This is a genomic window from Paraburkholderia sp. SIMBA_030, from assembly GCF_046535245.1.
Lineage (GTDB): Bacteria > Pseudomonadota > Gammaproteobacteria > Burkholderiales > Burkholderiaceae > Paraburkholderia.
Map to the genome: position 1 here is coordinate 1 of NZ_JAWRXB010000035.1, position 12478 is coordinate 12478.

Sequence of the window (12478 nt, forward strand, 5' to 3'; positions counted from 1 at the left end):
TCGGAGAAAACGAGTGTGCAAGTCCCGTTTTACTCCAGTCGGGCTTTCTGTCGCTGCCCTCCCACATAGCATCTAGGTGGACTTCAGGATGCCTGTCCGGCGCTGGCACACGGGTTTGCCCTCGGGGTCATCGACATGATCAAGGGCTGCTCAATCGGATTCACGGCCCTTCTCCTCACCGCGGTTTTCTTCGAACGCGCGCAGTTCGCGCAGTTCATCCGCGACGACCTGTACAGCATGATCGAGGACGAGATCATGCCCATGTATCGCTAGGCGTTCCGGGTTTTCTTCCACGCCCAAATTCAGTCTCGTCCCTGTAACCCAACTGCTTGTACGGAGAGTCATCCATGAAGGATGCCATCGTATTCACGGCCCGTCTGTTCCCTCCGATTCTGACTGGCACCCTCATGGGTGCCGGCGTTGGATCGGTTCTTCACCTCCATGACCGGCACCGGCTGCTCGCGATGCTGGCCTGCACGGGCCTGACGCTCGCGCTTCACCACTTTGTCCGCGCCGCCCGCTGGCTGATGGTCACCGGGACCGTCGCCATCCTTATGCTTGCGATCGGTCAGTATTCCGTGCCGAGCGCGGGCCTGCTCGGCGTCGGAATCGTACTGTGGATGGCATTGCGTGCCGGGCGCGGGTACGGCGAGACCGGCCAATCCACCCAGCGCCCCGTACAACAGCCCGTCCCACGCTCTGGGGCACAGGATGCACCAGGTCAACCAGCGCCCCAGCGGGCGTACGCCCTGGACGACCGCATACTGCGCGCCCGGTTCGCCTTTGACGCCATCACCGGCATGGCTGACACAAAGAACCGGCTACTCAACGCGGCGCGCGACATCCTTGCCAACCCCGCTCAGGCGAGAAACGGCATCCTCCTGTCCGGCAAACCCGGAAACGGAAAAACCATGTTCGCAGAAGCACTCGCTGGTGAGTTGCGGATCCCCTTCTTCTCAATTGCCTATCAGGACATCGCCTCTAAGTGGATCAATGAAACACCTGAGCGCCTGAAGGCGACTTTTGCGCAGGCCACCCAGCTAGGTCAGGCTGTTTTCCTGATTGATGAGGTGGACGGATTCATCAAGGCGAGGCACGACTCCCACCACATGGATCGCGATCTGACGAACACGATGCTCACCGAGATCGTCCGCCTGCGCGGCACCCGAATTATCCTGGTCGCCGCCACCAACGATCTCGACTGGCTCGACGGGGCCGCGGTGCGCGAGGGTCGCTTCGACTTCAAGATCGAGGTGCCACCGCCAGACGCGCCAGCACGTGAGGCGCTGCTTTCGCGTACCGTCTTCCGTGCGCTCGGACCGAAGGCGCTCAGTGCACACGTGCTCAAAAGCGTCGCGGCCCGCTGGGAAGGGTTCAGTGCGGCTCGTCTGATGGCCGTGGGACCTCAACTTGCCGACATGCGGCGCGAAGGACTTTTCGGGAACGAACCCGTTTCGTTCGATATTGCCATACAGGCCATGCGTCGCATCCAGGGGTCGAAGGGGCACCTGCCGGAGAACGTCAAGACGGTAGACGAAATCATTATGCCCGAGGGCTCGCGTGATGAACTTAAACGGCTTGCGCTGCGCCTGCGCCATGTTCACCGCATGGAACAGCTCGGCGGCGCGCTTCCCCGCGGCGTACTGTTGTATGGTCCACCGGGCACCGGCAAGACGCAGGCCGCGATGGCCATCGCAAAGGCCAGCGGATGGGAGGTTCTCAAGACAACGGGCGCCGAGCTTCTCGCCAGCCATTCCGCGTGGAGCCAGCTATACCGGCAGGCGAAGGACCTGCGGCCGTGCATCGTATTCGTCGACGAGGCGGATGATGTCTTCCGCAATAGACGGATGTCGGCGGCTGTATCCGTCACGAACCGCATTCTTGCCTCGATCGACGGCGCCGATGGCCGCGTGCCTGACGTACTTGTGATTGCGGCTACCAATCATCCGGAGGCGCTGGATCCGGCGGTGCTGCGTGGCGGCCGCCTCGAGCAGAAGATCCGCTTTGACGTGCCGTCACGCGAGTCGCTCGCGGCATATATCCGCTCCCGGCTGAAGCTCAAGGCGGGAGACATCTTTGCAATTTCGCGGCACACCGTGGAATGCGTAATCACGGCGCTTGAGGGCTGCTCGATCGCCGACACGGACGCCGCATTGCAGCGGCTCATCGACGAGGCCGCGGCACGCCATATCGAATCGGGAGCCTCCACCATTACGACTGCCGATGTGCGCGCAGCGCTCTCAACACTGGATATTTCCGTCGGTTGAACCGTCTGAGGCACACTCGCGATAGAACAGTGAGCTCTGACAGCCTAGGCGTCTCCATGCCCACAACGGATTCGTATCGGCATTGCGTTTCCGCTGTGATAAGTACCAGGATTACAGGCCGGCCAGGCCGAAAGCCTATCAGCCAAGCCCCGCGCTCCCTCCAGGAGTTGAGATGACAGATGACGACTGCCTGCCCCTGCAGGAAGCAGTGCTGGCGATCTAACGTGACGCCCACAAGTGGGGAGTGCCTCGCCACTGTGCCACAATCGTGGCAGGGCGAGTTGCGAGAACTGATGCGGGATTCACCAATGACTCGACGTAAAGGAGCGGCGCGGCCGCCAGTAGAGACATCTGAGCAACTCAGAGCGCGCCCGCGGGCCTTTGCACTCGCAACGCGTGAAGATGCGCCACGTAAGGTCCCGTTTACCGACCACGTCAGGGTGCTGGCCGGGCCCCTCAGGCGCGTGCGCGCTCGACCCAGCGGGTGCGGCGATGATCAGGCCGGCGAACCCGATGCCGGTCGAACGTCGATTTTCCCGTCGGTCAATGTCGAGCTGCCAACCCGTCAACGATGCTTAGACACGACGGACAGGTTCTCGGCCATTGCCGTCATTCGGGTATCGGCGTTGATCAGGCGGCTACGGATCGCTTTCCTGTCATTCGCGCGTCGGCGGACGCGAATGACCGGTCTCACCACTAGCGGATGCGTACTTGCGACCCGAAGTCGTCGTTTGTCGTGTCGTTACTTGTACGACCGCTCCCAGAGGGGTACATCGGTCACCTACCTCTCAGTCTCTCCCGGCCAAATCATTTCGTGGCGTAGCCGCCCGATATCGCGAAATCGTCCGCAGAACGCTCATAATTCGCTCGCTGCAATGGCCGGTATCAAGCGCGGGCGCTCATAATGAAATCCAATTGCTGCCTTGTGGAGCACGCGAAATTGAAAACGTTTCGTAGTCTTCTCGCAGCTGTTCTGATCGCCCTGTTGGCCGCGTGCGCCGCTCTCCCGCCGCAGGAGGGCCGGCGGCAAACCCATGCGCTGCAGAACACCGAGGACACGCGTCTTCGCGGGGACTTCTCGCCTGAGGAGCGGGCGCATCCCGGGCTCAGCGCATTTCACCTGCTGCCGAATGCCGTTGATGCGCTAGTCGTGCGTGTCGTGCTCACGCAAATGGCGGACCGCACGCTCGATCTGCAGTACTACATCTGGCACGACGATCTGACGGGGCGTGAACTTGCGGCTGCATTGCTCAAGGCCGCCGATCGCGGCGTCAGAGTCCGCGTGCTGCTCGACGACCTCGGCACGAACGCCGACGACCGCCTGCTGCTCGCGCTTGACGCGCACCCGAACGTGGAGATACGGCTCTTCAACCCGGTCGCGAGTCGCCGGTTCAAGACGCTGGCGTCCTTGCTCGAGTTCTCCCGGGTCAACCGGCGCATGCACAACAAGGCGCTGATTGCCGACAATCAAGGCGCCATTCTGGGCGGGCGAAATATCGGCGACGAATACTTCGGCGCATCGAGCGTGGTGGCCTTCGGTGATCTCGATGTGCTCGTGCACGGTCCGATCGTGCGGAACGTGTCGAATGCATTTGACGAGTTCTGGAATTCCGAGGCGGCCTATCCGATCGAGCGGCTGATCGGCCATCCGGCGGAGCCGGCCGAACTGGCCGGGTATCGCGCGAAATTGGACCAGTACGTCGCATCGATGCATGACGCGCCGTACGTCGTGCAGGCGAGAGAGCGCCTGTCTCAGGTCGTTCAAGCGCGCGACGCCGAGTTCTTCTGGGGCACGGCGACGCTGCTCTACGACGATCCCGCCAAGATCACGCGCGCACCGAGCGAGCCGCAGGGCCACCTCATCACGCGTTTCCGGGCGCTGAACGTTCGGCCCACGCGCGAGATGCTGATCGTCTCGGCCTACTTCGTGCCCGGAGAAAGCGGAGTGGCATGGATACGCGGCCTGACCGAGAACGGCGTGCACGTCACCGTGCTGACGAACTCGCTTGCCGCGACGGATGTTGCCGCCGCGCACGCCGGGTACAAACGCTACCGCAAGGATCTTCTTGCATTGGGTGTGCGCCTTTACGAACTCAGGCCGCTTGCCCCGGATGGCGCGCCAGGGAAACAAACATTCGTGTTCGGTTCATCGAAGGCCTCGCTGCACGCGAAGACATACGTGTTCGACCGTCAAAGCATCTTTATCGGCTCGATGAATCTCGACCCGCGTTCGAGCAATCTCAATACGGAGATCGGCGTGCTTTGCGACAGCGAGCAGGTCGCCGGGCAGGTCATCGACGAGCTCCAGCCTAAGCTCGACCGGATCGCCTGGCGCGTCGAACAGCGTGCCGATGCGAACGGCAACGCCCGGCTCGTCTGGATGGAAACCGAACCGGACGGAACGGTGGTGGAGCTCGACTCGGAGCCGGGCGTGTCCGCCTGGCGGCGGGCCGGCGTTTGGTTCCTGGGCTTGCTACCCATTGAGTCACAATTGTGAAGATTGGCCGTGGAGTTCTTCTATCGGGATCGCGCGCGCTGGTCAGCGGGGGCGTGCGCGGTCGCCGCTTGCGCGAGCAGCGCGCGCCTGCTCCAAACCGTCCAGATCGACCGGGCGGAACGGAAAGCGAAGCGCATTTGGCAGCCGCGCGAAATGCTTGCCGGACCGGAATGCCTAGGGCCGCAAGCGTGATCCCCGCGATGATGTCGTGCGGCAGTTGCGCGGGATTGACGGGCAAAAGTCCCTGTAGGAAGGACATGCGATGCAGATGAGCCTCCGTCGGAGCGGCGGGTTTCATGTCGTTGCCTCCACTTGGGTCGTAAGCTTGCCGACCAGCGCATTCGCAATGATCTCATCTGCAATCACCACGTCGGATGCGCCCGCGCTCTCGAGCAGCTCCTTTACCTGGCGCAGCAGCGTCCGATTGCCACTACTGGCCGCTCGCGAAGGAAGCCTAGGACTGCTGTCGACCCGGAGCGGTCTCTCAGCTTTCTCAATTGCGGACATCCACACGAGTGATTTCTGGCCGCGCTCCACCCATGTCAAACCTTCCAGTTCCCCAGATAATGGGCAATCAGGCTGGGCACCTCGCGTTCATTTGCAACTGACGCTTGTTGCATCACTCAGCACGTGTGACTGACCGCACGCGCTCAGTCATGAGCCGCCAGAAGCTCTCAAACTCCTGATCGTTGCGGAACCGGTATCGTTGAAATCCGTAAGGCCGCCCCTGAAACGTGAAACCGATCGTCTCCAGCGCCTTGGAAGAATAGTTCCCGCGCCGTGTCGGCGAAGACTGTTGGTAACGCCGCAGATTGCCAATCGCGGGATACGGAATCATCACCGGCGGCTTTGACAGGATCGGCGGCTCGAAGACGGTTAGCCCCTGTCCTGTCATCAGAATTCGACGGGCAAGCCATGGCCCTAAAAGGCACCAGCCGAAACAGGCGACGGCAAGCATTGCGAAAATCGCCCCATACAATACTTCGCGCGTCCGGTAACTCACGCCCGCCGCATGCCACGCCCAACCCGTGTTTCCGATCCACGGCCGCCCTCCGTGCATGAACATATACGCCGCCACCAATGCGCAAAGGACGCCTATCAGCGCGCCAAGCCAGAATCGGCCGATCAACGGGAATTCAGTCTCTGGTGTTTTATCGTTGTCCATATGCTCTGTATTTTCGTATCAGTGACGATCGACAGCGCGCGACCCTTAGCGGCCTTCCGGGCTTTTCGGAGCGCAGATGTTCAGGACCCGTGGATCACCGCCGCTTTATTTTGGTTGAAACGCGTGGCGAGGCGATCAGTGAATATGGTCGCGGCTATTTGATGCCGGAGGGAATAGACGACCAGCGTTGTTATCACTAAACCAGTGAGCAAGCCGACGACACGCTGAGTAGCAACATCCTTTGACTTGGGCGTGACGTCCGCCGCCCGTCTTTGTCCAAGACGATTCATCGCATACAGCACAATCGCCAACGCCGCCGACCTGAGAATTGCGCCCTGTACTGTCATGTTCCCCCCCGAGTGACGCCCCATCTTCTACATGCCGATTGAATATCTTCTGTGCACCAGCGAGCCATTTTTCTCTCATGCATAAATATGCTGTTCGCGCCGATTGTCGGCGATTTTGACAGCGGTGTCGAATGTCTCAAAGTGGCCGAGTCTTGCCCGATGCGTCCGGCGCAAGATGACCCGCAACCGCCTTGACGCACTATCCCAGGCGGCCGCAGTGCAACCAGGACCGTCCCGAAGCGAGAGGTTTGCGCGAACGCAGGACGATACGAGTCTGAAGGCGCCGTATCGTAGCGTAGAGCGTACTTAGTGGGCTTCGGCGTTACGAGCGAACCTACCGGACGCGATCGCGCGCAAAAACTAACGTTTGAACCTGCGAATGGATTGGCTCCTTGCGAGTTTCCAGCCTTTCCTTCAACCGATGCTCGAACCGGTCGCTCAGTTCGCCTTTCCTTTGTGCGTCGTCTGGTTGAGCAAGCGCGAGGAACAACGACGGCAGAAAAGTCGAGCGGTAAAACGCAGCATATCGGCTCACCATGCGCTCGCCATCCCCGTCTTGCAGAAACTCGCCCCACACAGCGTCTGGCAAGGGAAGCCGCTCGCAATGCTCGATGGATAACTCGCAAAACCGGCCGTCTGTCGCGAAAGGCGTGAGCAGTTCGCGCAAGGGTCGACCGAACGTCGACAGCACCATATGCGCCCGTTCGTCTGCTGTAAGGGCGCCCTCGTCTGCCATCTGCGTCAACACATCGTTCGCGTCGTTCATAAGCGGTTCAAATCCTGTGCGCCCGTCGTCATCCGCTCCCGGGAGTACAACGACGAGACGCCCGCCTGGCCGCAATTCGGCCGCGCGCAACGACAGAAACTTCTGCCAGTCTTTTATCCCCTGTTCGTGAAACGCGGCGCTCGCGGCCCCCTTCATGCAGGGCACGTAGATATGGCCGGCGACCGGCGTCGGGACGTGGCTTAACCACATCGCAGCGTACGCGCTCCATCCAAGATGCACATAGGCCGGGGGAAGCACGCTCTCGTAAAACGACCGGCCGATCGCGCATGGGTAGACGTGCGGGTCGTCGCGGACATATCTGTCCGGGTCCGTCTCCAGCACCTTGAAAAGAGAGCCGAAGTCGTTGATTGGCAGGTCCTCGTGATAAACAAGAATGGGACGATCCGGGCCCGCCCGGGCGCGCAACCCGGCGATCGCAACGCGCATCGGAAGTTGCGAATTTCTGCCCTGCGACGCCCCGTATTCGGCGATGACGATCGGTTGGCCTGTCGTCTCCAACACGACGCTTGCAGCCGCCTGCTTCAAAGCGTTCAACGCCAGGGCACCGCCCCCAGCCTGCAACCTGGCGTGACGGTTGTACGCGCCGTCGCCCTCCATGGCGCCTGACATATCCTTTGCCTCCTTCACAAAGGCATTCTCCGGCTGGCGATTGTGGCAACGCCCCGAAGACCGCCTACGTTATTCGCTGTCCGGACAGAGCTGCCTCACGGCGCTGCGCACTCGCCGTCTCGGGAGCGCTCCCGTATCGCCACTCAAGGAGCGTACGTACGTAGTACGTATGTATGTATGTACGCAGGTAATGCGACGACTGAAGAGGATCGGCAGAACTGCAATGCAGTATAGGCACTGGTGAACTGCAGTTACCCGTTTTGAGCGAACTGAACGACCGCTATCGAACGCTCCTTTTCGACCCACTACGGACTTAGAACCCCCGCCACCTGTTTGGCCGCTTTCAGCGGTACAACAGTCATCCGTTTATCTGCAGCGGCAGGCAAGTACGCGCTCGTGCCTGCCTGCCGTAACAGAAACAGAAACGCGGCGCTTGCGAATCTCCGCCATCGAGCATGCTCGGCCTCGAATCGGGACTCGGCGGCCCAATCGCGGTCATTCCCGCCACTAGCCCGAATGAACTCACAGACGCATACGTCGGCAAACTCCGTCAGTACTTCCGGCTAGCCAGCGAGCCTCAAAGCGATGAGGCAATGCGCCCAACGATCTGTTCGCGCCGCGCTAGCGAGCCTGCCGTTCGCTGTCGCACCAGCGCTACAACGGACTGTGTGCAGTGTCCGGGCTACCCGCGTCAAACGGCGGGGCGGGCGCATATTCCAACTCCAGCTGGACCGCTTGCGCCTCCTGTTCGCCGACCAGCTCACTCGCCAACGCCAGCGCAAAATCGATTCCCGCAGTAATGCCACCACCAGTCACCAGAATGCCGTCGCGGACCACCCGATCGTGCACGGGAATTGCGCCCAACGGGCCGAGCAATTCGTGAAACGCCCAGTGCGTCGTCGCTCGGCGCCCACGTAGCAGACCGGCCGCTTCCAGTACAAGAGCACCTGTACAGACGGACGTAACAAAGCGCGCATTTCCCTGCTTGCTGCCGGATGAATCGGACCGTCTCTTGGTCCTCCCATCCGATCTGCAACCCCGGCACCGCCAGGTATGCATATCACGCCGAGCGGCGGGCAACTGTCGAACGTCGTGTCCGGCGTCAGCGTGAGGTCGCTGCTCGCCTTCAGCGGCGCGAGGTTTTTCCAAGACCAGATGGATGCAAAAACGTCATGCGGCCCGGTCAGGTCAAGTTGCAGTACTTGCGGGAACAGGAGAAAGCCAATACGAAGCGTCATCGCAGGACCGCGTTGCGCAGGTGAATAAAAGCTGCCAGAGATATAGCAGGCGAGATTGGGATGGGCAGACAAACTGCCCGCAAATACCGTATGGTGGGACTGCCATACATCCCGCAGTTTCCGCCAGATGCCATGCGTCGAGAGCTGCGATCGATAAACGTGGTTGCCTTCGCGTCACGACATGGCAGCATGAGCGACGAGTAGTATGGCCCGTCCGGGTAAAGCGAAAACAGATATACACGAAGTCTTCCCAATCGGGCGTCCGCAGGATCATCCGCACCCGCCCTGACCCATCCACAATCTCTTCGATGTGCAAAGACCGTTTGCCCACCACACGCAAGAGTCGGTGCAGCTGGTCGACTGCAAGCACGGCCGTGGTCAGATCGTTGATCGCCGCCGACAGCGGTTTCAGCGCAATATCGACCAGGATGCGAAACGCGAACATGGGGTCCTGCTCCATGGTGCGTTCCGTCCCGAAAGCGACCAGTGTGCGGAGCCTCCGCTCATCGAGTGGCGCCAGCATTCCCGTACCGATAATACAGGGGTTTGTCCACCGCGACGGAATCACCCGCTTGCGGTACGAATTCGATGATTGAGCTAGTGCGCCGCGCCTTGGCCACCAGCCCTTCCGGATTCACGGCCAGAACGATGCCAGGTTTGCCCCGATGACGAACAATGCGATCCGGTACACCTCGCTCCTTGTCACCTTCCGGCGGAGTAGTTGCACCCGTCGTCGGAGCGGGATAAACGCTTTCAATGGCCGGCCATCCCGTGCTTCCCGACGCGTGCTACGAGGCTTACCGGACGCAGAGATTCCGCGGCGTAGCAGCAACGACCGGGCCCCCGTCATGGACAGCCCTAGAAAACGGTTTTTGGATCAAGGATGGCTTGCCTGATCATCCACCTTCCCAGCATTTCAGTCAGAGGTTTTGCCACGGCATAGATCACGACTGCGATGAGCGGCACAGCCCACAGCGAAGATCTCAGGTAGCTCTTCAAGCTGTACCAGCGATTCCAGTCCATGTTTGCTCCCTCCCTACGATTCACGTTGCAGCGGCGACTAAGGTGTTCGCCGGTCGCCAGATGGCATGCAAAGGAGGCCTCCCGACCGGGGCGCGCCCGGCTGCGACTTCGGCGTTCCCAAAGTCAGCGCATTTGCCTGACGCCGCGGCAGACCAACAGGCATTTCTCAGGCAGATTACGCAGTGCAACAGCCATTCCTCATTTCAATCTGCCGTTACGCCAGTCCCGCGGTGTCATGCCAAACCGCGAAGCGAACCAGTTCGTAAATGAGCCCTGCTGGTTATAGCCGAGCAGTACCGCGACTCTACCGATCGGATAACGCGGGTTGCTCATGTAGCGCACGGCAAGTTCACGCCGGACTTCCTCGAGCAGTGCCGAGAAGCTGGTGTCGGCCGATCCCAGCTGCCGCTGCATGGTGCGGACGCTCAGACGTAAATGACGGGCAACCAGATCGACGGTAGCCTGCTCGACGGGCAGCAACAGGTAGATCGCCTTGCGCACTTCCAGCGCGATCGAATCTGCACCCGTCAGGTTGAGAGGAGTGGCGAGGCTTTCGGCATATCGGACCAGTTCGGGATCAGCGGCCGGATTCGGGTAGTCGAGGTCGGCGGCTGCGCAAACGACCCCATTGAAGTCGCTGCCGAACTGCAGCGGACAGCCGAAGAAGCGGCGATGAAGCGTCTGGTCAGCGGGCCCAGCGTGAACGAAATGGACGGCGCGCGGTTTCCAGTGGTTGCCGAGCAGTGCACTGGAGTGGCGCGCGAGGACACCAACTGCAAGCTCGATCGCCTGCCGTGTCGGTGTACCCGGATCGAAGACGAGCTCCTCCCGGATGGTGACCGTTTCGCCTGCGTCCTCGACGTACACGGCCAAGGCTTCGTTGAGCAGATGCCGGAATTGCGCTGCGGCCAGCAAAACCTCGCGCAGCGTGCGTTTGTGCGCGAGCAGTACACTGATTACGCCGGTACCGAATTTCTGCCGGGTTTCAGCCATCTGCAGCGCGAAAGTCGGACACGACGCCTTTTCGGCCGAGAGTTCCAGTAACCGGCTGCATGAGGCAGCTGAAACGCGATCATCCGGATTCGCCAGCGCCGCGGGATCGATCCCGACCTGTTGCGCGAGCTTGACCGGATTCAGTCCGAGCCGCCGCGCGACATCGAAATAGCCGCTCATCGCTACCGAGCGCAGCATCGTTTCCATCGCTTTCGCTCCGCAGGCTCCAACAGGGTGCGCCTCCCCGTCCGGTCATGATCTCGCCCCTTCCAGCATTGCCAGGCAGCCACATGAAATGCCTGCTATGAACGCATACCGGTGTTTACACGGAGTGGCATCGATCACCAAAAAGGCGGCGCCTATCCACAAAAGTGTAACTCGGGATTGTCGTATTGTGCGAGCAGGGTTCGTTGCGTTTCGGGGAACTTATCACACGACCTCTCGGCACCGGAACACCGTCACCCATATCTGGAGGCAAAAATGCAGTTTCTCGACGATTCGCTTCACCCTGAGAATCAGGACAAGGTAGTCATCACCACCGCACCGTACGGCCCGGAATGGATGCCCGAGGACTTCCCGGAAGACATCCCCGTGACCATGGACGAGCAGATCCAGAAGGCCGTTGATTGCTACAACGCCGGCGCCACGGTACTGCACCTGCACGTGCGCGAACTGGACGGCAAGGGCTCCAAGCGTCTGTCGAAGTTCAATGAACTGATCGCAGGCGTGCGTGCCGCGGTGCCCGACATGATCATTCAGGTCGGCGGCTCGATTTCGTTTGCACCGGAAGATGACGGGCAGGCCGCGAAGTGGCTGTCCGACGACACCCGCCATATGCTGGCCGATCTCGATCCGAAGCCCGATCAGGTGACGGTCGCGATCAACACCACGCAGATGAACATCATGGAGCTGCTCTATCCGGAGTATCTGGAAGGCACCTCGCTTGCCAACCCTGCGTTCATTTCCGCCTATAGTGAAATGACAGTTCCGGCTGGCCCCGCATGGGTCGAAGAGCATCTGCGCCGCCTGCAGGCTTCGGGCATCCAGCCGCACTTCCAGCTCACTGGCATTCACGCGCTCGAAACGCTCGAGCGCCTCGTGCGCAAGGGCGCGTACAAGGGCCCGTTGAATCTGACCTGGATCGGTATCGGCGGCGGCTTCGACGGCCCGAACCCGTTCAACTTCTTCAACTTCGTGCATCGCGCGCCGGATGGCTGCACGCTCACCGCCGAGTCATTGCTGAAGAATGTGCTGCCGTTCAACATGATGGCGATGTCGATGGGCCTGCATCCGCGGTGCGGCATCGAGGACACGATCATCGACCAGCACGGCAAGCGCTTCACCTCGGTGCAGCAGATCGAGCAGTGCGTGCGCATCGCGCGTGAACTGGGCCGCCAAATCGCCACGGGCAAGGAAGCACGCGAGATCTACAAGATCGGCGTGCAGTACGAGACAGTCGACGAGACGCTGGCGGCGAACGGTATGGCGCCGAACCGCCCGGCAGGCGTGAAGAACCTGCCGCTGCGCGCGGCGTGATGGATTGCGCCCGGCC

Annotated in this window: 10 protein-coding genes and 1 pseudogene; 4 read left to right on the forward strand and 7 right to left on the reverse strand. The window is 61.1% G+C overall.

Features of this window, described 5'->3' with window-relative positions:
* The first annotated feature begins 135 nt into the window (after positions 1–135).
* The 3 genes from SB772_RS37440 (at position 136) to SB772_RS37450 (ending at position 4764) form a co-directional block, all read left to right on the forward strand.
* Positions 136–273 (forward strand): hypothetical protein, encoded by a 138-nt coding sequence (locus SB772_RS37440; protein WP_410838150.1) that lies wholly within the window; start codon positions 136–138, stop codon positions 271–273.
* Positions 274–347: 74 nt separating this feature from the next.
* On the forward strand, positions 348–2267 hold the full coding sequence (locus tag SB772_RS37445; RefSeq protein ID WP_410838151.1) for an AAA family ATPase: 1920 nt from the start codon (positions 348–350) through the stop codon (positions 2265–2267).
* A 940-nt stretch (positions 2268–3207) separates the two neighbouring features.
* The gene (locus tag SB772_RS37450; RefSeq protein ID WP_410838152.1) at positions 3208–4764 is read left to right on the forward strand and encodes a phospholipase D family protein; all 1557 of its coding nucleotides are present in this window, start codon (positions 3208–3210) and stop codon (positions 4762–4764) included.
* A gap of 619 nt (positions 4765–5383) precedes the next feature.
* On the opposite strand, the gene SB772_RS37455 is transcribed toward SB772_RS37450, so the two are convergent.
* From SB772_RS37455 to SB772_RS37485, 7 genes and pseudogenes are all read right to left on the reverse strand, one after another.
* Complete coding sequence (locus tag SB772_RS37455) at positions 5384–5929, reverse strand: hypothetical protein (RefSeq protein ID WP_410838153.1); 546 nt, start codon at positions 5927–5929, stop codon at positions 5384–5386.
* An 80-nt stretch (positions 5930–6009) separates the two neighbouring features.
* Positions 6010–6276: a hypothetical protein gene (locus SB772_RS37460; protein WP_410838154.1), complete on the reverse strand. Its 267-nt coding sequence runs from the start codon at positions 6274–6276 to the stop codon at positions 6010–6012.
* Positions 6277–6610: 334 nt separating this feature from the next.
* A complete protein-coding gene (locus SB772_RS37465) occupies positions 6611–7660 on the reverse strand; it encodes an SAM-dependent methyltransferase (protein ID WP_410838155.1) in 1050 nt (349 codons plus the stop codon).
* A 589-nt stretch (positions 7661–8249) separates the two neighbouring features.
* A pseudogene (locus SB772_RS37470) lies at positions 8250–8910 on the reverse strand (DJ-1/PfpI family protein).
* Complete coding sequence (locus tag SB772_RS37475; protein WP_410838156.1) at positions 8861–9433, reverse strand: DUF2254 family protein; 573 nt, start codon at positions 9431–9433, stop codon at positions 8861–8863. Before SB772_RS37475 ends, SB772_RS37470 begins: the two are co-directional and overlap by 50 nt.
* Positions 9434–9768: 335 nt before the next feature.
* Positions 9769–9933: a hypothetical protein gene (locus SB772_RS37480; RefSeq protein ID WP_410838157.1), complete on the reverse strand. Its 165-nt coding sequence runs from the start codon at positions 9931–9933 to the stop codon at positions 9769–9771.
* A gap of 198 nt (positions 9934–10131) precedes the next feature.
* Positions 10132–11133, reverse strand: a complete 1002-nt coding sequence (locus SB772_RS37485) for an AraC family transcriptional regulator (protein ID WP_410838158.1) — start codon at positions 11131–11133, stop codon at positions 10132–10134.
* 273 nt (positions 11134–11406) lie between these two features.
* Between SB772_RS37485 and SB772_RS37490 the strand changes: the two genes are divergently transcribed.
* The gene (locus tag SB772_RS37490) at positions 11407–12462 is read left to right on the forward strand and encodes a 3-keto-5-aminohexanoate cleavage protein (RefSeq protein ID WP_410838159.1); all 1056 of its coding nucleotides are present in this window, start codon (positions 11407–11409) and stop codon (positions 12460–12462) included.
* Positions 12463–12478 lie beyond the last annotated feature (16 nt).

What these genes read in the sequence shown, in the direction of transcription:
- SB772_RS37440 (WP_410838150.1), top strand. Translation starts at nt 136, where the DNA reads ATGATCAAGGGCTGCTCAATCGGATTCACGGCCCTTCTCCTCACCGCG.
- SB772_RS37465 (WP_410838155.1), bottom strand. Translation starts at nt 7,660, where the DNA reads ATGGAGGGCGACGGCGCGTACAACCGTCACGCCAGGTTGCAGGCTGGG.
- SB772_RS37485 (WP_410838158.1), bottom strand. Translation starts at nt 11,133, where the DNA reads ATGGAAACGATGCTGCGCTCGGTAGCGATGAGCGGCTATTTCGATGTC.
- SB772_RS37445 (WP_410838151.1), top strand. Translation starts at nt 348, where the DNA reads ATGAAGGATGCCATCGTATTCACGGCCCGTCTGTTCCCTCCGATTCTG.
- SB772_RS37480 (WP_410838157.1), bottom strand. Translation starts at nt 9,933, where the DNA reads ATGGACTGGAATCGCTGGTACAGCTTGAAGAGCTACCTGAGATCTTCG.
- SB772_RS37460 (WP_410838154.1), bottom strand. Translation starts at nt 6,276, where the DNA reads ATGACAGTACAGGGCGCAATTCTCAGGTCGGCGGCGTTGGCGATTGTG.
- SB772_RS37490 (WP_410838159.1), top strand. Translation starts at nt 11,407, where the DNA reads ATGCAGTTTCTCGACGATTCGCTTCACCCTGAGAATCAGGACAAGGTA.
- SB772_RS37475 (WP_410838156.1), bottom strand. Translation starts at nt 9,433, where the DNA reads ATGCTGGCGCCACTCGATGAGCGGAGGCTCCGCACACTGGTCGCTTTC.
- SB772_RS37455 (WP_410838153.1), bottom strand. Translation starts at nt 5,929, where the DNA reads ATGGACAACGATAAAACACCAGAGACTGAATTCCCGTTGATCGGCCGA.